A 24,200-nucleotide genomic window follows, 5' to 3' on the forward strand; every position below is an offset into this window, starting at 1 on the left:
GCTGGTTTCAACCTGCAGCCACGGCTAGCAGGCGGCGAAGCCGCCGCAAAGGAGCGAAGCGACTTGGCCTAGGGGCCTGAAAGGGTGCCGCGCAGCGGCAGACCAAGGGCGAAGCCCGCAGGGCCGAGCAAACCTGCGAGCCCTGTAAGGGCCCGGCCGCCAAAGGCGGCAGGCCCCAAAAAAAAGAATAAAGATATTTACTAATACTGCACAGCTATTTTGAGCAAGTAGAAGTTGGAATTATCATTTTAGATATGAAATGAATGTTTATGTATAATGCTATAATAATTATATTTATCTTGGCAGCGAGTAATTTATATGCTCAAGAAGATAGCTGTTGTATCGAAAATTACAAGAAAAATCCTGAACATGCAGAGATGTTTGGGTTTGAGAATAGAGCTGTTTTTATCCTTGAATTAGGCCATCTGCTTAAGTGCGATAAAAAAGTTAAAAAGGAGTTGAGTGAAGATTTGAAGGGGAGGATTAGGTTAAAAGTTTTTTTAAATAAGTCCTTAACAGAAGTAGATTCTGTGCAAGTTCATGGGCTAAGACTTAGTCCGAAAAAGCAAAAACGGCTATTGAGGCAGACAAGGAAAAAAGCAAAAGTTATAAGACACTGTCTAGCTGTTAATTATTATGCAACAGAACCAACCCCTCCATCTATGAATATCACAACAACCAAAAGTATTGTTCTCGTTTTTGCAAAATAACTATTAGGTACTGCAGCGGCTGAAGGCAGCTGATATTTAGGGGCTAAAAAATATGTTATGAAGCTTGTTTACTTGTTGGCAGGAGTTTTTATTTTTAATTCATGTCAATTGTTGAGGTTAGAGAAAAGAGAGGCGACAGCAGAGCCAGTGGAGCAGTTCTATTTTCCGTCTGGTGACAGAAAATGGGGGTTGTATGGATTCCTAGATATAGAGAATTGTTATTCTTTTGAGATAAATGAAGAAGATAGCTTTAGGTTCGTAGTAGATAGTCTTCTATTCAAAGGGCAAAGGTCTGGATCTAAAATCCACTTTGAATTGGGTGACTCTTTAGCTAGTTATTATATCAAGGGGCAGTTTCAGATTCCTACTGAATATGTACTAAAACCTCAAAAAAATAAGACTGGAGAGCGAAGCAATAGCTGGATTATCGAAAGAATTCCATTGCGTATAGGGCATTGGTACTATAGTCGTGATGGAGAAAGATCTTTGTGTTACTATCATAGCACTGAGGTATCGGCAGATTCACTTGCAAAGGATGAGCATTATATTAACTTAGTCGGAAAGTTAGAAAAAACAGCAATATTAGGACTACCGGTAAAATTTAAATGGCCTAAATATCATCTACAAATTGTGGAGGGAGATAGCTTTAATTTAAAAGTGGATACATTTGCTTTTCAAGGTTTCTTGCAAGCTGATACTTTATACTTCGAATTTGGGGAAGAAAACCAAGATGGATACATAAAAGGACAGTTTTGTATATCGTCAAAAAGCTATCCTGCACCAAACTATAGGATACTAGATTTAGCTGAAGACATAAAATTTGATTTAGGAATTCCAGAGCCTAAAAATAAATTTTATTGGAATCCTAAAGAATCAATAAACTATCATACTACTTATGCTTGTCAAAAAGAAAAATGGGCGTTAAGAGTTGGTAAATGGGAGTATTTGGAAAAGGGAGAACGGATTTTTATTGACTATCCAGCTCTGCAGTGATTTAAAGTTATGGGCCGATGGTTTTAACCATCGGCTCATTTTTATTGCGTTTGGTATGGCCGCTTTTGTTGCTGTGGGTTTTAACCCACTGGGATATACATCCATCCTACAGGCGGCGAAGCCGCCGCAAAGGAGCGAAGCGACTTGGCCTAGGGGCCTGAAAGGGTGGCCGCAGGCCAGACCGAGCGGGCGCAGCCTGCGAAGGGCCGAGCAGACTTGCGAGCCCTGCAAGGGCCCGGCCGCCAAAGGCGGCAGGCCCCAAAAAAAGAACATCCCCAAAAAACTAACGAATCAAAGACAGATTGCCTTTGAGGACCTGCCAGGGATCTTCCTCGCTTTGGCCCAAACAACGATAGCGCAAATAATAACCATAGACATCTGGCGGCAACTCTTGGTTCCGAAAACGGCCATCCCAGGCCTCATCCTGTGATTGCGTGTGGAAAACCTGCTCTCCCCAACGATCAAAAACCAGAAGCTCAAACTCCTGAACGACATTGGAGCGCAAGCGAAATACATCATTATGCCCATCGCCATTCGGACTAAAACTATTGGGCAAAAAGACATAGGGCGGTCCACAAATATAGCTTTTGGTATAGACCCAAATGCTGTCCCTTGTCTGGCAACCCATGGCATCTTGGGCCGAAACAATATACAACTGCGCACTATCGGGTTGTGCCAAAGGATCGGCAATATCATCAGCGGATAAACTGGGCTGGGGCTGCCATTGGTAGCTATAATCGCCTTGGCCCAAGACCGTCAACTGGCTTTCTTGGCCCAAAAATACAGTATCTGGACTAGCTTGTAGCTGAATGCTCGGCAATTGTCCAGACACCCGCACCCAAGCCGATAAGCTATCTGTACAAGCATAGGCATTTGTGAGAAAAACCTGATATTCTTGGTCTTGGCTAGGCGACATTTGGACACTAGCCGTTCCCTGTCCAGCCAACAATAAACTATCTGGCGACCAATAATAGCTCAGACTTTGCTGCTGCAAATTGAGGACATCTAACTGAGCCGGGGCATTGGGGCAAGCCAAGGCGGTATCTACTAGCTGCGCCCTAATTCCTCTTTGGTAGAGCCAAAAACTATCCATTTGTGGGCAGCCAAATTCCGTTAGCGTTTGTGCATAAAGCAAGAGACTATCGGCAAAAAGGCTATCTTGATAAAGAGAATCTTGGCCCAAGATAAGGGAGAAATCAGGCTGGGCGCTCCAGCTAAACTGCTGGCCCAAATCAGAGCGGGCGATTAAGCTAAAGGCAGGCGCACATAAATCCTCTTCTCCCAAAAGTTGTAAATTGGGAAGCGGGCGATGGCCCAAAACAACTTCGCCACTATCTATGCAAGTTCCTATCGTTTGCCCCGCCAATAAAATAGGCGATTGGGCCAAAAACTGATAGTTTCCGGCCAAACTGCTCGTTGGATTGGGCAAACTAGGATCACTTAAAGCGGCTGCAGGCGACCAACTATAGCTCCAAGCCGTATCGGCCAGAGGATAAAGCTCCGCAACTTCTCCAGAACAGACCCAAATGCTATCTAAGGCTGACTGCCCCGCCAAAGAAAAATGAATAGGCGCCTGATCCTCTGCCGCACAATTGCCTGGCCCCTGCAAACGAACTTGCAAGAGATAGGTTCCGCTGCTGTCATAGCTGATCTGTCCCGAATCCAAGCTACTCAACTGCCCATTGCCAAAATCCCATTGCCAAACTAGGGGAGATAGCAAGCTGCTATCCGCAGATTGGGCCGAATAAGACAGGCTCAGGTTTTCGCCACAACTATCCAGCAATAACGCCCATTGCAAATCCAAAGGACGGTTTAATACCGCCAAATCAACACTATCTATTGCCTTGCAGCCTAGACTATTTTGCGCCCGAAGATAAAACCTACGTCCCTGATGTAAGTTGATATTCAAGGGATTAGCTTGGCCCAAAATCAATTGGAAATTTGGATCTAAGGCCCAATCATAACGGCTGCTACTGTCATTGCTATAGGCCCAAAGCGAAACATTATTCCCACAAATGACTTGATCCTCAATAAGATTTAATTGCAAACTATCGGCAAAAATATAGAGGCTGTCCGTATACTGGCAGCCCGTCAAGGGGTCGCTAATCAATACGGTATACAATTGATTGCCCGTAGGCGTATAATAAGGACTTGGGCTATTTGGATCGGATAAACCCAAAGCAGGGCTCCATTGATAATTTAGCTGTTGGTTGGCATTGGGCTGCAAAACAAAGCCAGAGGTATCTCCACAAAGTCCTAGGCTATCGGGCAGGGCCAAACCCAAGGCCCGAACGGCCAAACTATCTACAAATATTCCCCCACAGCCATTTTCTAAGGTAACTTCCAGCTGGAAGATATGCGTACTATCGGCTGGACCATAAACAAAGCTAGGATTTGGCCCGCTAGCCGTTTGCCCTGGCCCAAATCGCCAGTTCCAATTAACTATGCTTGCCTGACTGGTATCTGTCGTTAAGTCCTGAAACTGCACCCTTACGGAATCTGTGGGACAAGCTGGATAGCTAGCCTGCGCCTGTACCTGAATGGGGGCCGTTTGATAATGCAATTGGGCCGTATCATAAACGGCACAGCCAAATTGGTCTTGCCCCCGAACATAAAAGGTCAAATTGGAGGGATTGCTGCCGTAGTTGAGCGTAAAACTCGAACTATTGGCCACCAAAATAGAACTGAAGTCGGGCGTTAAGGACCAATCTATATCCGATACATTGTAACTGGCATTGGCCGAAAGCGTAAACTGACTAATGCAAAAGCTAGTATCCTCCACCACCGAAATGCTCAAAGGGGCGCCCTGCGATACCGTCACCGTTTCTGTTCGACTACAAGTATCCCAGCTGTTGTAGGCCGTAATTTGTACCTGATAACTATAAGGAAAACTTGGCGGTTGGGCGATGGGGTTGGCACTATTGGGGGTAGATAAGCCAATGGCGGGGCTCCAACTATAGCTTAGGCCCGTTGCATCGCCTCCGGGGTTTAGGGCCAGGGAATCTTCATTGAAACAAAGCGTCCGGCTATTGGCCCCAGCTAAAGCGGGAATATTAAGGTCTAAAATTTCTGAATAGCTGCCCGTGCAACCATTGGCTAACGTAATATCTAAACGGACCAAGACCGGCCCCGAGCGATTGAAGCTGAAAAGAGGATGCTGCTGATTAGATTGCTGTCCGTTGGAGGTGGTCCACTGCCAACTGACAATCTCCGCCAAAGAGCTATCACTCAAATCTGTAAACTGCAATTGTAAGGGGAAGTTACAGCCCAAACTAGACCAAGTAAATTCCGTATTGGGGCTGCTGTTGATCTGCTGAACAACGGCAAAATCCGTCGCCTGACAACCATAAACATCTGTCGCCTGCACATAATAGGCCCATGGGCTGCTAGGCGGACTGAAACTAATCGGATTGCCCTGCCCCAAAACCGTGAAAAAACTAGGATCCGAGGACCAAATGTAATCTACAGCCGTTGGACTCTCCGCATTTAGGCTAATACTATTCCCACAATATTGCTGGTCCTCCAAACTGACGGTAACCGCAGGCGGAAAGCCTAGAAAAACGCTATCTACTGCCGTACAGCCATTGGCTGCCGTGATAGTTACCCTATAAGTGGTCGGACCGCTCGGACTAGCGCTAGGAGAGGGGCTGCTGGCATCCGATAAACTGCCTGCAGGGCTCCAGCTATAGCTCAAACTGCTATCTCCTCCCGCATTTAAAAGGACCGAACTCTCTCCCTGACAAATCCCTACCGTATCTGGTCCAGACAAAATTGGCAACTGGATCTGTTGAAGCGTATCCTGAATGAGGCCCTGGCAACCCTGCTCAGAAGTGACCCTTAGTTGCACGACATAACTGCCCGATTGGGTATAATTGACCGCAGGATGTTGCTGATTAGACTGCTGCCCATTGCCAAAATCCCAATCCCAAGCCACTATAGGGCCCTGACTGCTGTCTACCGTCTCATCAGTAAATTGTATTTGCATAGGCGGCCCACAATTCGTCATATTATAACTAAAGGCAGCCTGTAAAGGAATATCTTGGCCCTGTAAAATGATGCTATCGACGAGGGTACAGCCCCAAACATCCTTGGCCCGAATATAAACGGGAAAGGCAGGCCCAGGCGGGGGCATGATAATCTGAGCGGGATTGCTGCTGGATTGTAAGGGGATAAATGTAGGTAAGTAGGACCAACTAATATCTGCGGGCACCGAAGTTTGTACCCCCAAGCTAAGGGTATCGGCACAACTGGCGGTATCACTGACCGCCAATAACTGAATGGGCGGCGGAACAATCACCCAAACCGTTTTTATTAACTGACAACTATCGCCGGTGCTGCTATTGGCCGTTACCGTGACCTGATAACTGCTGCTGCCTGTGGGCCGTACCCAAGGACTAGCCGCCTGAGGATCGGAAAAAGCAGCTGCTGGCCCCCATTGATATTGCAGGTTGGGGTCTCCGCCCTGGTTTAATTGTATGCTGTCTTGCCCCGGACAAAGCGGAATGCTGTCCGCCATATTGAGCTGGGCCAATTGGATGTCTATGGTATCGTATAGACTGCGCTCGCAACCATTGAGGGCCCTTAAAGTCAATTGAATGGGGTAGCTGCCCGATTGCGTATAAACGGTAGAGGCAAAAGGCGTTTGGGCGGTATCTCCATGGCCAAAATCCCAGAGCCATTGCCCAATCGCCGAAATACTATCGATGCTGAGGTCGCTCACTTGCAGCTCGATGCTATCACTACAAGGCCCCAACACAAAATCGGCATCCAAAGCAATAGATTCATACTGCAAATAAATTTCTTGCTGGGCCGTATCTGCACAACTGCTGCTCGGATCGCTAATTAAAGTGACGGTATAACGGCCCGTATCGGGGTAAATAAAGACCGGGTTATCTAAGCTGGAGCTACTCTGCAAACTGTCGCCAAAATACCACTGAAAACCAGAACCCAAACTCTGGCTATTGTTCTGAAATTGGACCAATAGATCATTATCGCATTGAATCTCTGGCGCAAAAAAGGCCGAACTCACCAACTCCCCACAAATGCCCACCGCATACTGAAAGTCCCGCCGCATAGTCGATATTAACTGCCCATTTCGATATTCTTCTACTGCTACACCCACCACAAATACCCCCAAAATGGTCGGCGTTCCCTGCAATAACCCCGTCTGCGGATCTATCCGAAGAGAATCTTGGCCCCCCATCATGTTGGTCTCAGAAAAAGCGCCCAGCCAATTGACGGGCGTATAGGGCGGATTATAAGGCGGCTGCGGCATTGGATTGAGCGGAGCCGCCCCATCCAAAGGCGTAGACAACCGATAAACTAAGGAGTCGCCATCCGCATCTGTGGCCGAATGATCAAAGCGCAAAGGCTTGTTGGCACAGACATAAACAGGGGGCCAAGCCCGAAACTCCGGACTGCTATTGCAGCCCTGCAAAGCCGCCTCAGTAATCAAACAATAGTAAGTGGCCCCCGTATTCAAAGGGCTGACAATGTTCACAATGTCTTGGTTCCGACAACAACGCTGATAGACCAATTGATAGCCCCCAGCACGAAAGGGAAGCTGCACCGTATCGCGATAATGGGTCGTATGAATGCAGACATTGGGCGGTACCACCAAACAAGGATCCTGCAGTTCTGGACTCAAAGTATCATTGCTAATTGGCCGCGTCCGTAGGTCAAAAAGAAGCTGGTCATTATCATCAAATACCCCAATAGATGCGGGGTCGTCAAACCAAGGAACGCCCGTATCACAATCTCGAAATACCCGAAGATTGATCTCATAAAGCTCATTGCCCAAACAACGATAAGATAATTCGCCCCCAACAATATGCGTGGCCTTCAGGCTGGCCAATGTCAAGAACAAAAGAAAGAGGATGCTGTAGAGTTTTTTCATTTCTTGCTGTTTTTTTTGGGGCTGCCCACTCGCTTCGCTCGGGTCGGGCTGTTTCGCAGCTCGCTATTCGCTCGGCCCTTCGCCGCTTTCAGCGGCTCGGTCTGGCCCTGCGGGCCACTGCTGTCCATCCCTCAGCCGACGGCCCTTTGGGCCTTTGCGGCGCTTCGCGCCTGCAAAACCGTAAATAAGGACCAATGGCCGCCCTCTAAAATATACTTTATTTAGGCTTTTCCCTAAGGATGAGGGGCCAAGCTCGCTTTGCCTGAGCTCAATAGAGATATTCCCGCTCTTAGCAGGGCCGCCCAAACTTGAATAGCTCCCTAAAGATGCCTATCTTATGGCCCTAAGATAACTAATCATTATGCAGACAGAAGAGATTGACCTAAATGCCGACTTTCAGGCTTGTTTGGAGGATATAGAGGCGGGTACGCCCGCCATGTTTATTACAGGAAAAGCGGGTACGGGAAAATCTACCCTGCTCCGAGAGTTTGTCCGAAGAACCCAGAAAAAAGTAGTGGTGCTGGCGCCTACCGGCATTGCCGCCCTTAATATTGGGGGACAAACGATTCATTCTTTTTTTGGCTTTCCGGCCCGTCCCTTACAAAGGAGTGAAATTAAGCCTAGGAAAAACCACCGCTTATACAAAGCCGTTGATACCATTATTATTGATGAGATTTCTATGGTCCGTGCCGATATGATGGACCAAATAGATTTCTTTATGCGCATCAATGGGAGAGACCGCTACCTTCCCTTTGGGGGCGCTCAGATTATTATGTTTGGCGACCTCTTTCAGCTGCCTCCCGTGATTAGCAGCCCAGAAGTAAGACAACAGCTGCAGGAGCGCTATGAAAGTCCCTACTTTTTTTCGGCTGAGGTCTTTTTTCAGATGGAGATCATCATGGCCGAACTCCGAGAGGTGTATCGGCAGGCCGACCGTCGATTTATTGGCCTTTTGGATGCTGTTCGTCAAAGTACGATGGATTATGATGAATTTATGGAGTTGAATGAGCGGCATATTCCCGACTTTCCGGAGCAATCGGATTTTTATATTACCCTAGCGGCCAGAAATGCCCGGGTAGATGAGGTCAATCGGGCGAGGTTGCGGGTTTTGCAAGGGGAGGAGTACAGCTATATTGCGGAGGTCTCTGGGCAGATGAATGTACAACCGGCCCCCTCGCCGCTACGGCTAAAGTTGGGTGCGCAGGTGGTCTTTTTAAAGAACGACCCCAAAAGGCGCTATGCCAACGGGACCATTGGCAAGGTAGTTTATTTAGATTTTGATGAAATACAGGTACAGGTTTATGGTCCTTTTGGAGATTTGCAAACCATCAAGGTAGAAAAGTTTGAGTGGGAAATGATGACGCATGCGCTCAATGATGCTGGCGAGATTGAGACCAAGGTCAGTGGAAGCTTTACCCAATATCCTTTGCGTTTGGCTTGGGCCATGACTATTCATAAGAGCCAGGGCAAAACCTTTGATCGGGTATTGTTGGATATGCCCAAGGGGGCTTTTGAGTTTGGGCAAACCTATGTGGCCTTGAGTCGCTGCCGTACTTTAGAGGGCTTAGTGCTCAAGCACCCTTTAAAGCCCCAAGATATACGGGTAGACCCTAGGGTGGTAGAATTTTACCAACAACATTTTTAGGTCCAAATTTGCGGATAGCAGGCGGCGAAGCCGCCGCAAAGGAGCGTAGCGACGCGGCTGAGGGATGGACAAGGGTGGCCGAAGGCCAGACCGAGCTTTTTGAGCGCAGCGAAAAAAGCGAAGGGCCGAGCAGAGCTGCGAGCCCTGAAACAGCCCGACCCGAGCGAAGCGAGTGGGCAGCCCCAAAAAAGCAGTCAGAATAGTCTGGGTTTTATTTTTATAAAAGGGAAAAACGGCTGAATTGGAATTTTTTTTGATGAACAAGCGCTGATATAAATAGTATGATTTACCCACTGCTCCTAAAAGGGCCAAAACTCTAGCCTATGCGACTGCTTCCCCTGCTTTTACTTTTTATGCTCCTGCAATTTCCGCTTTGGAGCCAAATGATGATTTCTACTTCTTTGCGAGAAGACCTGCGATATAGTGAAGAAACTGGCGAATGGAAACTGATGTCTTCGGATGAGGAAGAGCTAACTTTTTTTGAATTTAATGCGGAGATGAGCATGTTTAAGCATACTACTCCTAGTATTAGTTCGGCTTATTTGATCAAGGAGGCTCGGCAGGATGAGGAGAATGAAATCTTTGAATTTTCGGTGGTTTCAGATGTGGGCAACCACTATGAAATGGTTTTGGATCCCAATGCCGATGAGGTTCGTTTTTATAAGGATTATGAGGAGGTAAAGATTATGGTACGGCATAAAATCAAGCGAATTTGGTTTGAGAGCGAGGAGGCTGAAGAGGCCCCTGTGATAGAAGAAAATGTATCGCCCAAACGGAATAAAGCGCCTACTTATATAGAAGAAGAGGGGACCAAAAGAAGTTAAATTGACCGCTAATTGCGCCGGTAGTTTCTGAAGAGAAGCTGCCGGTTTTTTTGTTTAAAGTCATCTATAAGAAAGGCGGCTTGGTCTAGATTTGGCCCTAAAAGCGGTAAGATTGTAGATATTTGTGTATAAACATCAAAGTTATGCAAAAAGAAGACTGCTATTTTGACTTTTCTCCGACTTGGCGCAAATTTATTTTTCATTTTCTGCCTTGGCTTATCTTGTTGATCTCTCCTGTTTTATGGATAGATTGGACGCATACGCATATCCCTTGGCAAAAGTTTTTGTTCAAGCACACATTAAACCTAGGGTTTAATGTAGTCGTCTTTTACTTGAACTACTATGTTTGGGTGCCGCAGTTACTCATCAAGCGGAAGTATCGGGCCTTTTTGGGGCGTAACTTGGCGTTTTTGCTGCCGATGTTGTTCTTTTTATACTTTGTTTATAGTCAAATAATAAGTGGATATATGTTGGTCAATGAAGGGCATTTACATAAGCCGCCTATATTTTTGCTGCTATTTGGTGATAGTTTGGCTTTTTCTTTAAGTGTAGGCGTAGCTAGTGCCATTCGGGTAACGCAGCGTTTGCAAAGTGAGAAAGACCGATATCAGGAAATGGAGAACGAGCATTTAAAGTCGGAGTTGCTTTATTTGAAATATCAGTTGCAGCCTCATTTCTTTTTCAACACCTTAAATAACATCTATGCGCTCATTGATTTGGCGCCTAAAATGGCCCAAGAAAATGTGCTTCGTCTTAGCCGCTTGATGCGCTACGTCTTATATCATTCTGATGAAATGGCGGTTCCTTTAGCCGATGAAATACAGTTTTTGCAAAACTATGTCGAGCTAATGCGTCTGCGTTATGCGGAGCATGTACAAATAGAGATGGAGTTTCCGAAAGAAGAGGGTTGGCGAGTACCTCCACTCTTGCTCATTCCGCTTTTGGAAAACGCCTTTAAGCATGGGGTTGATGCCCGGCAGCCTTCTTTTATCCAGTTATCTTTGCAGCTAGATGAACAAGGGCTTTGCTTTGAGGTGAAAAACTCTTTATTTCCCAAAACGGAAACGGATAAAAGTGGTTCGGGTATAGGGTTAGAAAACCTCTGCAAGCGCCTAGATCTTTTTTATCCAGAACAAGACTATCAATTTGAGCAAGGGCCCCAATCCAATTATTTCTTGGCCCGGCTTTGCCTTCCAAAATAATCCACTTATGCAAACCTATTCTGTCCTTGTGGCCGATGATGAGCCATTGGCGCTTTCCTTAGTAGAAAAATACGTTAAGCAAATTCCCTTTTTACAGCTAATTGGCAGCCATAACAATGCTTTGTCGGTTTTAGAGCAACTAGAAGAGGAGTGGGTAGACCTACTCATTCTCGACATTCAGATGCCCAACCTTTCCGGCATGCAGCTGGCCCAACAACTGGCTGGGCAGGGCCATAAAATTATATTCACTACGGCTTTTGAGCAATATGCCATTCAGGGCTATAAGGTTAATGCTGTTGATTATCTGCTCAAGCCCTTTGCCTTTGAAGAGCTGCTCTCGGCGGCCCAAAAGGCCAAGCAGCAACTACAGGCGGTTACGGTAGTGCAAGAAGACTACCTCATTCTCAAGTCCGATTATAAACTTCAACAGATTGCCCTAGATGATATACTCTATATTGAGGGGCTAAAAGATTATGTGCGCATTCATCGAAAATCTACCGATAAAAGTTTGCTCAGTCTGCTGAGCATGAAGAGCTTGCAGGCCCGCTTGCCTCGGCATCGATTTATGCGGGTGCATCGCTCCTATATTGTCAATTTAGACAAGATATCCACCATCGAGAGGGGGCAATTGATTTTTGGCAAACAGCATATTCCCGTTTCAGACAAATACAAAGAGGCTTTTCAAAATTTTATTGATCGCCGATCGGTCTAATTTATAGCCTGGACCTTACTCCATGCTAGACCATCATTTTATCTAGTTCATTAATCCTGTACAATGAAATATTATTTATCGCTGGCTGTATTGATGCTCCTTAGTTGGAGTCTTTCAGCCCAAAGCCAACTCAATGGGCGCATTTTTGATGCGGAAAGTCAAGAACCATTGATTGGCGCCAATGTTATTTTGCAGTCGACCAAAGACAGTACAAAGCAATTTGGCACAAGTACCGACTTAGAGGGCGGCTTTCAATTGGCCCTGCCTCAGGGGCCTTACCAGCTCAAAATTTCTTTTTTGGGCTATGAAAAGTATGAGCAGCCCTTGCTTTTAGACAAAGAGGCAATTGATTTAGATCCGATCTTGCTCCAGGTTTCGGCCCTAGAGGAGGGGGTGGTAGATGTGGTGGGTAAAACGCCTCCCGCAGTGCTCAAAGGCGATACGGTAGAGTTTAACTCTAAGGCCTTTAAAACCAATCCTAATGCTACTGCCGAGGATTTGGTGGAAAAAATGCCGGGTATCGAAATCGAAAACGGAACCGTAAAGGCCCAAGGCGAAACTGTGCAGCAGGTGGTCATTGATGGCAAACCTTTTTTTGGCCAAGATGCCAAAACCACCCTGAAGAACTTACCCGCCGATATGGTGGATAAGGTCCAAGTGTATGACCAAAAGAGCCGTCAAGCCCAATTTTCTGGCTTTGAAGATGGTGAAGAAAGCAAAACGATTAACATTATTTCTAAGCCGGCCTATCGCTCTGGAACTTTTGGCCGCTTTTATGCCGGTATAGGCCATGACGATGGCCAAGAAGCCGATGACGATTGGCGCTATCGCCTAGGTGGGGTCTATAACCGCTTCAATGGCAATGAACGCATCTCGATTTTGGGCCAATTCAATAATATCAATGAGCAGAACTTTAGCTCTGAAGATTTGGCCGGAGTGGCCGCTTCGAGCGGAGGTGGCCGCCGCTGGCGGGGCGGTAGCCTCGGCAACTTCTTGGTCGATGATAATGGCGGAATCAATGAGACCTATGCTGGAGGGATTAACTACAGCAACGAATGGAACAAAAAATGGAAGCTAAACGGAAGCTACTTTTTTAACCAAACCAATAATGTCGGCTTCGATTCTACTTTCCGTAGCTTTATTTCGGAAGAAGAGGCCGGGCAGTATTATCTAGAGTCGCAAAACCAAAATAGTACGAATATCAACCATCGGGCGACCTTTCGGCTAGAGTATGAAATCAATGATCGCAACCAGATTGAAATTGAACCCAATCTGAGTGTGCAAATCAATCAGGGCGAGCAAATAAGCCAGTCCGAAACCTATAATATTGAGCAAACGCTCAACCAAAGCCAAAGCCTCTTTAATAGCGAGCTGACGGCCTACAATTTTCGCAACCGCTTGCTCTATCGCCACCGCTTCAAAAAGAGAGGCAGAACCTTTTCGGTCCGTATCCAACAAGAGCTTAGCGGGCAAAATGGCAACAATCAATTGCAGTCCGAAAATAACTATTATAGCCTCAATCAAGTTGATTCTATTGACCAATCTTCAGATTTGGACGAATACGAACGCAGCTACTCGGCCCGCCTAGAATATAGCGAACCGCTAAACAAGCAAATGCAACTGCAGTTCCGCTACGATCCCTCGATTAGCTACAATGAGGCCGAGCAGTTTACCTTTAATTTTGATGGCCAAGATTATAATTTGCTCGATACCTTTTTGTCTAATGAGGCCGATAGCCGCTATGACCGCCACCGTGCTTCTTTGGGCCTGCGCTACAACAAAAGAGGCTTCCGCTTTTATGTTCGCGCCTCGGCACAATGGGCCCAATTGTCAGCGACTCAGGTCTATCCGCAAAGCTTTGAAAATACCTACAATTTCTTCAATATCTTGCCTTTTGCCGTTATGCGCTACAAGATCTCGAAGACCAAAAATTTACGCATTTTTTATAGAGCTGGAACCGACGAGCCTTCTATTGGCCAATTGCAGGAGGTGGTCGATAATAGCAACCCCATCCAATTGTCTATCGGTAATGCGAAGCTTGGCCAAGAAACCAATCACCGCATTAACTTTCATTATGCCAGCCCCAACCCAAGCAAAAATACCATGTTTTTTGTCGGTTTCAGTGCACAGTATAATAAAGATTATTTGGGCGAAAGTACCTTTATCGCTTATCAAGATACTAGCTTTTTGGGCGTAGATTTGGCCCAAGGGACGCAGCTCACGCAAGATGTCAATTTGGACCGCCAGTATCAGATGGATCTCTTTGCCGATTATAGCTTTCCACTCAATTTTCTTAAGTCAAATTTTGGAATTAAATTTGGCGGCTCTTTCTCCGAAACCCCCAGCCTGATTAACAATCAGCTCAATTATTCTCGACAGCCTTCTGGCCGCTTAGGCTTCAAGCTAAGCTCGAATATTAGCGAGAAAATTGACTTTACTCTGAGTACGGAAGGAAGCGTCAATTACTCGATCAATAGCCTCAATACTAGCTCAAATAACCGCTACTATAACCAAAATACTCGCCTGCGGGCCTATTGGAACCCCTGGAAAACCTTGGTCCTACAAACGGACCTCAGCCACCAACATTATGCAGGCCTTTCCGATGGCTTCAATACTGACTTTTTGCTCTGGAATGCCAGTCTTTCGACGCAGCTTTTCAAGAGCCAAAGAGGAGAGCTTGGCCTTTATGTCTATGATATTTTGGGCCAAAATACTAGCCTGAGCCGAAACTTTACGGCCAGCTATATTGAGGACCAAATTGGGCAGGTGTTGGAGCGCTATTTTATGCTCCGCTTTAGCTACCGTTTTGTGCCCAAAAAAGGAAGCCTCATCGATGAGGAAAAATCTAAGGAAATGATAGAGCGCCATCAACGTCATCGCAACGGTGGTCCTGGTGGTCCCGGTGGTCCTCCTCCTCCCCCCCGTTAGGCTAAAGAAAAGGCGATTGATTAGAAGTCGCTTTTTTGAGGAGTTGGCTGTTTTGGGGCTGCCCACTCGCTTCGCTCGGGTCGGGCCATTTCGCAGCTCGCAGGTCTGCTCGGCCCTGCAGCGGCAAAGCCGCTTTGGTCTGCCGCCTTCGGCGGCCCTGCTACAGCCCCTCAGCCTGCGGGCCTATCGGCCCTGTCCGCCGCAAAAATGGACCAAAAAAAGGCCTTAGCTGCTTCTGCAGCTAGGGCCTTTTGCTTTTCTGGACAAAAAACTGTTATTTAAGAGATATCTTAGTATATTCGGATTCAAAATATCCCCAGTCTACCTTATGGAACCTATACTCAACTTAAATTTTATGCATCCACAATACGGCACGCTAATGAATGCCGAGGTGGATCTTAGTTTCTCTGCTGCCGAAATGATTGAGCAGTTGGAGCTTAGTGGCTTCCTTCCCCGAGGGGGCAGCTACCAACTGGCTTTTGGCGAGCAGCTTTTGCAGGCCGAGCAGCAGTTGCAGCAACTTGGCGATTTGTATGAGGGCAGCATTTTGCGCATTGAGCAAGAAGGGCCCGCCGCCAAGCATTTTATTTATATACAGGACCCCTTGGGCCAAACTTATGCGCCCTTAGCCTTTAATGAGGAGCAATTGCCCCAGCAGGCGCTGCAGCAACTGCTCGAGCAGGGCTTTTTGAGCGAGCTGTCTGGAGATTTAAACCTTTACTTTAAGGGCGAAGCCTTATTTTTGGACCAAAGTTTTGGGGCGCAGGGCTTGGCGGCTGGGGCCTACCTTCAGCTGCGCTCAGTTTCGCAAGCTTCTATAGAGGAAGAGCTCGAAAACTTACAAAAGCGCCTGCAAGAATTAGAAGCGCAGCAAAATCAAAAATTAGATTTGATTATTGAGCAATTGCCGCCGCCTTCGGCTATTCCGATCGATCCCAACTATGCGGTCCGGCCAACGGCAGATCCCTATCAAAGTATAGATAGTTTGTTGTATGCGCTGCGGATGGAAGAGGGCTTGTCCGTACTAGAAAAAGTGCGAATTTGGAGCCCTATTCCCCTTGCTATCTACAGTATTTTGGCTACTGCGGTTGTAGTGGGTCTTCTCTTTCTTATTCTATCATCTATTTAATCCCCTATAGTTATGAACTGGGACGAATTTGTCGAGCAGTTGCCTTTTTATGCCCTTAGTTTTGCGGGCTTATTGGCCTTGGTGGCTATTAGTTGGTTTTGGGCGCGTAGTCGCTTTATGGGCGAACTGGCCAAATACCAAACTGAAATTGCCAAATTGCAATTGGGCCGAAATGATCAACTTTTTGCTTTGGAGGATGCCTGCAAGGCCAAAAACGAGCGTATTCGATTGATATTGAAGGACCTCAAGCAGCAGTTGAGAGAAAAGAACGGAGAAATGGTTCGGGCGCGCCGCAATGAGTTGAGCAATGTCTTTGTGCTGGATTATTGTCCGGCCATGCAGGCCTACTGCCGTTTGGCCCAAGAAATCTTTGAGTTGGACCGAGAGAAGCGCCAACAATTTATCGAAAACCATTTGAATCCCTTTTTGCAATTGGCGGGAGATCTGTTGCAGGTCCTCAACCAAAAGAAATTGACGGATATAGCGGGGCCGGGGGCATTGCCTATTCGCTATCAGTATATGGATTTTGACTTTGCCTTTGATTTTTTGCGGGCGCAGATTCGCTTTCAGGATTTTGACCTCAAGCAGGCGCGGAAGGCCCATTTGGAGCGCTTGGGTTTTGAGCGGGCCGTAAAAATCCACAACTAATGAAGAATACTGCATTTTGGCTGGGCTTATTGTTAGGGATGTTATTGAGTTTATTGGGGGCAGGAGCTTTCTTTTACGTCTACATCTATAGTGAGATAGAAAGTTTGAAGACAGAGACGAGAACCGAGTTTAAGAGTTTTAGGTCCTTTTGGGAGAGTGAATTAAAGGAAGAGGTATTGGATATTAAATCGGCGGCATGGACGCTAGCCGAGGAGAAGTGGAAGGCTTATAAGGCCGAGCAATTGGCCAAGGATAGTTTGGCCGCAGAAAACTAGGATTAGAGGCGGCGGAGCCGCCTACAAAGGCCCGCAGGGCCGTCGGCTGAGGGATGGACAAGGGTGGCCGAAGGCCAGACCGAGCTTTTTGAGCGTAGCGAAAAAAGCGAAGGGCCGAGCAGACCTGCGAGCCCTGAAACAGCCCGACCCGACCGAAGGGAGGGGCAGCCCCAAATAAAAATAACTAAAAACAAGAACCAAGAATGAATGCTAAAGAATTGCAGGTAGTCAGCTTTTTGAAAAAGCGGGACATACAGTTTGTTATTCCTATTTATCAGCGGAATTACGATTGGGGGCAGAAGGAGTGTGCGGATTTATTTAAGGACATAATCGATGTGGTGAGTGATGATCGCAGCTCTCATTTTATAGGGAGTATTGTGTTTATTTACGATGGCTTGTTTAGCAGTAGTGAGATTAGTGAACTGGTGATTATTGATGGTCAGCAGCGTCTGACGACTTTAAATATTTTGTTGGTGGCCTTGTATCGTTTTGCTTTGGAGAGTGGTCAGCAGCGGGAGGCGGATAGAATTTACAATAGTTATTTGTGTAATGAGTATGCGGAAGAGGAGGGGTATAAATTGAAATTGAAGCAAACGGATAAGAATGCGTTTGCTTTTGAGGCGATACTTTTGGGGGAGGAGGATAAGGTAGAGGGGAGCTCTAAGGTCTTAGAAAACTATCGTTTTTTTAGGGGGCTGGTGAATAAAGACAACTTTCAGTGGATCGAGCGGGGTTTGAAGCGTTTAATTTTTGTAGAGATTGCTTTGGAGCGGGGGAAGGATGATCCGCAGCGGATCTTTGAGAGTTTGAACTCTACGGGTTTGGATCTTTCGCAGTCTGATTTGATTCGGAACTACATATTGATGGATTTGGATCCTAAAGAGCAGGGGCGGGTGTATAAGCGGATTTGGTACCCGATAGAGGAGAATGCTAGAAACTGGGGTGAGGATAAACCTATGGTATCGGCTTTTATTCGGGATTACTTGACCTTAAAGAACAAGACGATTCCCAAGAAATCTAAGGTATATCAGACCTTTAAGGAGCAGTATCAGGATAAGCAGGGGGAGGAATACTGGAATGATTTGGAGCAGATAAAGAGCTTATCTTATCATTATCATTTGTTTATCAATCCGAGAGCAGAGCGAGATAAGGATATTCGGCGGGAGTTGGAGTACATCAATCAGTTGGATGTTAATGTAGTATATCCTTTTTTATTGCAGCTTTTTGAGGACAAGGACAATGGGGTAATTTCTACCTTAGATTTGATTGCGATCCTTCAGTTTTTGCAGGCTTATGTCTGGCGTCGGTTTATTATGGGTTTGCCGACTAGTGCTTTGAATAAGATTTTCATGGTTTTGTATGCAGAGGTCGATAGTGAGGACTATCTAAATTCTATTTATCAGGCTATCTTGAAAAAGCGGGGGGCTGGGCGTTTTCCTTTGGATGCGGAATTGAGGCAAGCGTTGAAGGATCGAGATCTTTATCATATAACAGCGAGAAAGAGAAACTATCTTTTTGAGCAGTTAGAAAACTATAACAACAGAGAATATGTAGACACCAGAGATGAGCGCATTAGTGTAGAGCATATTTTTCCGCAGAAGGTTAGTGAAGACTGGCAAAAAGAACTATCTGAGGAGGAGGTCCAAGCCTTTGAGCAGCGTTATTTGCATACGATAGGGAACCTGACCTTATCGGGAAATAATGGGGCTTTGGGGAATAAAACCTTTCGGGCAAAAAAAGAGATGAATGTTCAGGGGAAAGAGCAGGGGTATCGGTATAGTCGTTTGTGGTTAAATAAATACTTGAGTAGTTTATCTTCTTGGGATCTGCATGCCTATCAAGAGCGGACAGTCATTATTACGGAGCGTTTTTTAAAGATATGGCCTTATCCGGAGGTGGAGATTCAGGAGGAGTTTATGGAGCCAGAGCTGAATATCTTGGAGGCGAGTTTGCCTAAGAACAAGAAATTGGCCTATTTCATTTTTGAGGGAGAGAAAATAGAGGAAGGGAAATTTACGCAGTTGTATCTCTATGTTTTGCGAGCGTTATATGAAAAGAATGCGGCCTTGCTTTTGAGTCAGCCAGATCGGCTTAAAGTTAGTGAACGGGCTGAGGATTTTCGGGCGCCACAATTGCTTGTTGCTTCCTATTATGTAGAGACAAATTCAGACAGCAATAGTAAGTTTACTACCCTCAAGAGCTTACTGCCTTTGTTTGGTCTAGAAGATTCTTTATTCCTTAAGTATCAGCAGGCGCAAGAGCTGGGAGAAAAAATAGCAGCGACAAAGAAGGACCGCTTTTTTATGCGGAAGAAATACTGGACGCAACTACTGCCTCAAATAAAGGATACGACTCTTTTTCAGCGGGTATCTCCCTCTAAGGATCATTGGCTAAGTTGTGGTGCGGGCAGGACCAGTGTGTATTATAGCCTAATCATGACAAAAGACGAAGCTCGAATCGAGGTTTCTATTACTGGCGCAGAGAAGACAAGAAACAAGGAGATATTTAGAAAGCTATTTGGGCATAAGGAAGAAATAGAAGCTGTCTTTGGGCAGCCTTTGGTTTGGCAAGAGATGGCCGACAACAAAAAGAGTTGTATTCGTTTTGATTTGAAGGGCGTTAGCTTAGGGCGTGAAGAAGATTGGCCAAAAGCAAATCGTTTCTTTATTGATTACCTGCCCAAAATGGAGGAAGCCTTTAGCCCACACCTTAAGGGAAGTGGCGCAAAGAACTAAACTTTTCGTTCTTAAGTTTCTTTTAAAGATCGGCTTTTCTCATTTTGCGATGAAAGCTGTACTTTTGTTATCCGCAGGATTTGCGGACAGATTACTTTAACCAAAATTTCTCTTTACAAGATGAAAAGATTTGCAGCCCAATTTCTCAGCTTTGCATGTATTGGCTTAATGGCATTTACCTTTATGCAGTGTGGCGGAGGAGTTTCTGCCGCCGAGGTGGAAGCGACCAAAACAGATGTTGCTGTTCAGAATAACAACACAGTAGGACCTACTGGAACGCAACCCACTCAATCCATCCAGGCTCAACAGTCTGGCAACCCTCAGGAAGCCGTAGACCCCGCTTTGGCCACAAGCATGAAATTTGCCGAGGATGCCTTTGATTTTGGCACCCTTAAGCAAGGCGAAAAAGTGACACATACTTTTAAGTTTACCAATGATGGCGACAAGCCGTTGACCATTACCAATGCCAAAGGATCTTGCGGTTGTACTGTGCCTCAGTACCCCAAAGAACCTATTGCTCCAGGTGAATCTGGCAAAATTGAAGTAGAGTTTAACTCTGCAGGCAAGAAAGGTGCACAAACTAAATTTGTGACCCTAACCGCCAACACCAACCCTGCTCAAACTCGTCTGACCATCAAGGCCGATGTAGTAACGACAGAAACAAAATAAGCGATTAAATCGCTAAAAGGAAAGGAGTTGCAGCCTGCGGGCTACAACTCCTTTTTCTATTTTTGGAGCGCTATAAATTAGGCTTCACTTTCCTTATAGGCTAGGGCTGCGCGGATAAAATCGATAAAAATTGGGTGGGGATTTTCTACTCGGCTTTTGTATTCGGGATGAAATTGAACGGCCAAAAACCAGGGGTGGTTTTTGAGTTCTACGGCCTCTACTAGTCCAGTTTCTGGGTTGCGACCAGAGGCAATCAGGCCGGCCTCCTCAAAGGCTTGCAGATAATTATTATTAAACTCATAGCGGTGGCGATGGCGCTCAGAAATCTCTTTTTGGCCATAGATTTGGGCCATTTTGCTGCCTTCTTGGAGCTGGCAGGGGTAGGCGCCTAGGCGCATACTGCCGCCCAAATTCTCAATACTTTCTTGCTCCTCCATCATGGAAATCACGGGCTCGGGCGTTTGGGCCTGCATTTCGGTAGAATTGGCTTGTTGGAGGCCCAAAACATTACGGGCAAACTCAATCACGGCGCATTGCATGCCCAGACAGATGCCCAGAAAAGGAATATTATTTTCTCGCAGATAGCGAATTGCCGTAATTTTTCCCTCCACTCCTCTTTCGCCAAAGCCTGGGGCCACCAGCACGGCAGATAGTCCCTTGAGCTCTTGGGCCACCGTACTTTCATTGATATGGGCCGAGTGAATATGGCGGATATGCACCTTGCATTCATTGCTCACACCAGCATGAATAAAGGCCTCATGAATCGATTTATAGGCATCTTGGAGCTCGATATATTTGCCCACTAGCCCAATTTCGATTTCATGCATAGGGTTTTTAAGTTGGCCCAAAAAACCTTTCCAGCGATCCAGCTTGGGCTCATGTCGGTCTAGCAAGCGAAGCTTTGTCAGAATATTGCTATCCAATTTTTCCTTGAGCATCAGCATGGGCACATCATAAATACTTTTGGCATCGCGAGCCTCAATCACCGAGGGGGCATCGAGGTTGCAAAAGAGGGCCAATTTTCGTTTGATTTCCATACTGAGCGGATGCTCGGTTCGGCAGACCAGAATATCGGGCTGAATACCCGAGCCGAGTAATTCTTTGACCGAATGTTGGGTGGGTTTTGTTTTCAGTTCGCCAGCTGCACGAAGGTAAGGGACCAAAGTGAGGTGGACCGTCAGGCAGTTTTCTCGACCCAGTTCCCAGCGCATTTGCCGCATCGCTTCCACATAGGGCAATGATTCAATATCGCCCACGGTGCCACCAATTTCAACCAAGATAATATCGTAGCTTCCCTGATTGGCCAGGGCCATGATATTGCGTTTAATTTCGTTGGTAATATGGGGCACCACCTGCACCGTTTTGCCCAGATAATCGCCAGCTCTTTCTCGGTTAATCACGCTTTGGTAAATTCTGCCGGTGGTCACATTATTGGCCTGCGAGCTATTTTGGTTGAGGAAGCGTTCATAATGGCCAAGGTCAAGGTCAGTTTCGGCCCCATCTTCGGTCACATAGCATTCGCCATGTTCGTAGGGGTTCAGGGTACCGGGGTCTACATTGATATAGGGGTCAAGTTTGAGGACCGTCACAGAAAAGCCTCTGGCCTGCAGGAGTTTACCCACGGAGGCGGCAATAATTCCTTTCCCCAAAGAGGAGCTCACTCCACCAGTAACAAAGATATATTTGGTCATAATATTTTTCATAGCGTATGGATTTAGACAAGCGGTAATGGGCGCAAAAATAAGCTTTTTTTGCGGGCTCTTTAGCTTATAAAATCAAATTACTGTTAAGGAGTGGGGGAGGGGCCTCCGCTGCGGCTTCGCCTTGCGGCGCTACGTTTCGGGGCTCGCAGGTCTGCTCGGCCCTTCGCTTTTTCGCTTTGCTCAAAAGCTCGGTCTGGCCTTCGGCCACCCCTACACATCGCTAGGCCGAATGGAAGTCCTGCGCTTCGGCCATTCTTTGATAAAAAATTCAGGCTAGTCCAGGCATTTTTTAAAGGCATAGCTGTAGCTATGGGGGAGAAAAATAACGCAGAATAGCAGGAAATTAAAGCAAAGGATAGAAGTGGCAGGGCTTTCATTTGGCCTTTGGCCTGCGGCGGCTTTGCCGCCTGTAGGTCGCGGAAAAAGGGGCTGAAATTAAATTAGGAAGTGTAGGGGAGAAGTTTTATATTGTGGCAGAAATTAGCGTTAAGAGGAGGGCGAATCTAAATCTTAAAACTTTCTTAAAATGAAAAAAAGGTGTTTGGGGGCTTTGCGGTATATTCTGGGGTTACATGCCTCTAATGTCGGTGCTAGCGTTCTTATGGCTTTTTAAATTATATGATAGTTTTGCTATACTAAACCCATTGCAGGCGAAGCAGCATTGAAACAAATGGACGGAACTAGTTATTTTTGGGATTTATATACTAAACCCATTGCAGGCGAAGCAGCATTGAAACAGTGTAAACATTTTACTTATACTTTATATTTTTAATACTAAACCCATTGCAGGCGAAGCAGCATTGAAACTAAAAGCCCCGCTATCAATACAGCTCCTATTATATACTAAACCCATTGCAGGCGAAGCAGCATTGAAACCTCAGCGAGCACCAAGTGCCAGATAGCAAACTGGAATACTAAACCCATTGCAGGCGAAGCAGCATTGAAACCCCGCAGTCGCCTAGCTGGCAAGAGAAACTAAAATACTAAACCCATTGCAGGCGAAGCAGCATTGAAACGACAGAACTACCCCAGATGGGCTATGTACTTTATAAATACTAAACCCATTGCAGGCGAAGCAGCATTGAAACGTCGTTCCGTGTCGGGCTCCAAAAATTTACTCCAATACTAAACCCATTGCAGGCGAAGCAGCATTGAAACGCCTGAAGGCTTTGGTATTTTGTTCTTTTACGTTATACTAAACCCATTGCAGGCGAAGCAGCATTGAAACTCCCAGATCATACTTGAGGTCTAGGTTGTTGTTGCTATACTAAACCCATTGCAGGCGAAGCAGCATTGAAACCTTTTATCAATAAAGAACCTGCAGCCACTAATGCCGATACTAAACCCATTGCAGGCGAAGCAGCATTGAAACCGCCAGCATTGGCCGAAGATGAAAGGCCAGTTTATACTAAACCCATTGCAGGCGAAGCAGCATTGAAACGATCACGGCAGAAGCCAAGAAGATCCGCAAAGCCGCATACTAAACCCATTGCAGGCGAAGCAGCATTGAAACTCGCGAACTGTTGGAAATTCCTGGCCACGATACAAAGATACTAAACCCATTGCAGGCGAAGCAGCATTGAAACATAAAACCAATCTATTACTGGCTAGTAACCCAGAATACTAAACCCATTGCAGGCGAAGCAGCATTGAAACCGTAGATGAAGCCGCAAAGATCATGGCCTCTGTATACTAAACCCATTGCAGGCGAAGCAGCATTGAAACCTTTGTTTATCCAGATTTAAACCTCAACTGGCTGCATACTAAACCCATTGCAGGCGAAGCAGCATTGAAACACTCAGCTCATGAATACCTGTTAAATACTCCTGTATACTAAACCCATTGCAGGCGAAGCAGCATTGAAACTTTTTTGTTGAAGCGAGCATCTATTTTGTACTTCATACTAAACCCATTGCAGGCGAAGCAGCATTGAAACACCAAAAAGCTTTTTTCTAGCTCTTTGACTGTCCAATACTAAACCCATTGCAGGCGAAGCAGCATTGAAACGATTATCAATTTGATAATTATTTAAACCCTTTGGCCGATACTAAACCCATTGCAGGCGAAGCAGCATTGAAACACTGTCGCAGAACTGGCCGCAAATCCGTAAATACGATACTAAACCCATTGC

Annotated in this window: 14 protein-coding genes and 1 CRISPR repeat array (1 of these 15 running past the window's edge); of the genes, 12 read left to right on the plus strand and 2 right to left on the minus strand. The window is 46.1% G+C overall.

Annotation, left to right across the window (positions count from 1 at the left end; genetic code table 11):
• The first annotated feature begins 269 nt into the window (after positions 1–269).
• Entirely contained in the window at positions 270–710 is a 441-nt protein-coding gene (locus tag SAPGRDRAFT_RS16945) for a hypothetical protein (RefSeq protein WP_002660534.1), read from the plus strand.
• Positions 711–767: 57 nt separating this feature from the next.
• On the plus strand, positions 768–1,703 hold the full coding sequence (locus SAPGRDRAFT_RS16950) for a hypothetical protein (RefSeq protein WP_002660536.1): 936 nt from the start codon (positions 768–770) through the stop codon (positions 1,701–1,703).
• A 283-nt stretch (positions 1,704–1,986) separates the two neighbouring features.
• Here the strand turns inward: SAPGRDRAFT_RS16950 and SAPGRDRAFT_RS16955 are convergent, their stop codons facing one another.
• Positions 1,987–7,599, minus strand: a complete 5,613-nt coding sequence (locus tag SAPGRDRAFT_RS16955) for a PKD domain-containing protein (RefSeq protein WP_002660537.1) — start codon at positions 7,597–7,599, stop codon at positions 1,987–1,989.
• A 361-nt stretch (positions 7,600–7,960) separates the two neighbouring features.
• Between SAPGRDRAFT_RS16955 and SAPGRDRAFT_RS16960 the strand changes: the two genes are divergently transcribed.
• The 10 genes from SAPGRDRAFT_RS16960 (at position 7,961) to SAPGRDRAFT_RS17015 (ending at position 20,366) form a co-directional block, all read left to right on the plus strand.
• Positions 7,961–9,244, plus strand: a complete 1,284-nt coding sequence (locus tag SAPGRDRAFT_RS16960; RefSeq protein WP_002660539.1) for an ATP-dependent DNA helicase — start codon at positions 7,961–7,963, stop codon at positions 9,242–9,244.
• A gap of 323 nt (positions 9,245–9,567) precedes the next feature.
• Positions 9,568–10,068, plus strand: coding sequence for a hypothetical protein (locus tag SAPGRDRAFT_RS16970; RefSeq protein ID WP_002660541.1), 501 nt, complete (start codon positions 9,568–9,570; stop codon positions 10,066–10,068).
• Between the two features lie 143 nt (positions 10,069–10,211).
• Positions 10,212–11,270 carry a sensor histidine kinase gene (locus tag SAPGRDRAFT_RS16975; protein ID WP_002660543.1) on the plus strand — a complete coding sequence of 353 codons (1,059 nt, stop codon included), beginning with the start codon at positions 10,212–10,214 and terminating at the stop codon, positions 11,268–11,270.
• A 7-nt stretch (positions 11,271–11,277) separates the two neighbouring features.
• The gene (locus SAPGRDRAFT_RS16980; protein ID WP_002660544.1) at positions 11,278–11,982 is read left to right on the plus strand and encodes a LytR/AlgR family response regulator transcription factor; all 705 of its coding nucleotides are present in this window, start codon (positions 11,278–11,280) and stop codon (positions 11,980–11,982) included.
• Positions 11,983–12,045: 63 nt separating this feature from the next.
• Positions 12,046–14,910 (plus strand): TonB-dependent receptor, encoded by a 2,865-nt coding sequence (locus SAPGRDRAFT_RS16985; protein WP_002660546.1) that lies wholly within the window; start codon positions 12,046–12,048, stop codon positions 14,908–14,910.
• A 328-nt stretch (positions 14,911–15,238) separates the two neighbouring features.
• Entirely contained in the window at positions 15,239–16,039 is an 801-nt protein-coding gene (locus SAPGRDRAFT_RS16995) for a hypothetical protein (protein ID WP_002660548.1), read from the plus strand.
• Positions 16,040–16,051: 12 nt separating this feature from the next.
• Positions 16,052–16,687 (plus strand): hypothetical protein, encoded by a 636-nt coding sequence (locus SAPGRDRAFT_RS17000; RefSeq protein ID WP_002660550.1) that lies wholly within the window; start codon positions 16,052–16,054, stop codon positions 16,685–16,687.
• On the plus strand, positions 16,687–16,962 hold the full coding sequence (locus SAPGRDRAFT_RS17005) for a hypothetical protein (protein WP_002660551.1): 276 nt from the start codon (positions 16,687–16,689) through the stop codon (positions 16,960–16,962). Before SAPGRDRAFT_RS17000 ends, SAPGRDRAFT_RS17005 begins: the two co-directional genes overlap by 1 nt.
• A 203-nt stretch (positions 16,963–17,165) precedes the next feature.
• Complete coding sequence (locus SAPGRDRAFT_RS17010) at positions 17,166–19,697, plus strand: DUF4268 domain-containing protein (protein WP_002660552.1); 2,532 nt, start codon at positions 17,166–17,168, stop codon at positions 19,695–19,697.
• Between the two features lie 120 nt (positions 19,698–19,817).
• Positions 19,818–20,366 (plus strand): DUF1573 domain-containing protein, encoded by a 549-nt coding sequence (locus SAPGRDRAFT_RS17015; protein ID WP_002660554.1) that lies wholly within the window; start codon positions 19,818–19,820, stop codon positions 20,364–20,366.
• 77 nt (positions 20,367–20,443) lie between these two features.
• Here SAPGRDRAFT_RS17015 and SAPGRDRAFT_RS17020 read toward each other — a convergent pair whose 3' ends face one another.
• The gene (locus tag SAPGRDRAFT_RS17020) at positions 20,444–22,057 is read right to left on the minus strand and encodes a CTP synthase (RefSeq protein WP_002660556.1); all 1,614 of its coding nucleotides are present in this window, start codon (positions 22,055–22,057) and stop codon (positions 20,444–20,446) included.
• 644 nt (positions 22,058–22,701) lie between these two features.
• A CRISPR array of direct repeats spans positions 22,702–24,200; the repeat unit is 36 nt; unit sequence ATACTAAACCCATTGCAGGCGAAGCAGCATTGAAAC; it runs 19,721 nt beyond the window's last position.

Source organism: Saprospira grandis DSM 2844 (assembly GCF_000275825.1).
Lineage (GTDB): Bacteria > Bacteroidota > Bacteroidia > Chitinophagales > Saprospiraceae > Saprospira > Saprospira grandis_A.

Bases quoted from the DNA above. Each gene is read 5' to 3' on its own strand.
- SAPGRDRAFT_RS16970 (WP_002660541.1), top strand. From the start codon at position 9,568: ATGCGACTGCTTCCCCTGCTTTTACTTTTTATGCTCCTGCAATTTCCG.
- SAPGRDRAFT_RS16960 (WP_002660539.1), top strand. From the start codon at position 7,961: ATGCAGACAGAAGAGATTGACCTAAATGCCGACTTTCAGGCTTGTTTG.
- SAPGRDRAFT_RS17015 (WP_002660554.1), top strand. From the start codon at position 19,818: ATGAAAAGATTTGCAGCCCAATTTCTCAGCTTTGCATGTATTGGCTTA.
- SAPGRDRAFT_RS16980 (WP_002660544.1), top strand. From the start codon at position 11,278: ATGCAAACCTATTCTGTCCTTGTGGCCGATGATGAGCCATTGGCGCTT.
- SAPGRDRAFT_RS16995 (WP_002660548.1), top strand. From the start codon at position 15,239: ATGGAACCTATACTCAACTTAAATTTTATGCATCCACAATACGGCACG.
- SAPGRDRAFT_RS17005 (WP_002660551.1), top strand. From the start codon at position 16,687: ATGAAGAATACTGCATTTTGGCTGGGCTTATTGTTAGGGATGTTATTG.
- SAPGRDRAFT_RS16945 (WP_002660534.1), top strand. From the start codon at position 270: ATGTATAATGCTATAATAATTATATTTATCTTGGCAGCGAGTAATTTA.
- SAPGRDRAFT_RS17000 (WP_002660550.1), top strand. From the start codon at position 16,052: ATGAACTGGGACGAATTTGTCGAGCAGTTGCCTTTTTATGCCCTTAGT.
- SAPGRDRAFT_RS17020 (WP_002660556.1), bottom strand. From the start codon at position 22,057: ATGACCAAATATATCTTTGTTACTGGTGGAGTGAGCTCCTCTTTGGGG.
- SAPGRDRAFT_RS16955 (WP_002660537.1), bottom strand. From the start codon at position 7,599: ATGAAAAAACTCTACAGCATCCTCTTTCTTTTGTTCTTGACATTGGCC.
- SAPGRDRAFT_RS16950 (WP_002660536.1), top strand. From the start codon at position 768: ATGAAGCTTGTTTACTTGTTGGCAGGAGTTTTTATTTTTAATTCATGT.
- SAPGRDRAFT_RS16975 (WP_002660543.1), top strand. From the start codon at position 10,212: ATGCAAAAAGAAGACTGCTATTTTGACTTTTCTCCGACTTGGCGCAAA.
- SAPGRDRAFT_RS16985 (WP_002660546.1), top strand. From the start codon at position 12,046: ATGAAATATTATTTATCGCTGGCTGTATTGATGCTCCTTAGTTGGAGT.
- SAPGRDRAFT_RS17010 (WP_002660552.1), top strand. From the start codon at position 17,166: ATGAATGCTAAAGAATTGCAGGTAGTCAGCTTTTTGAAAAAGCGGGAC.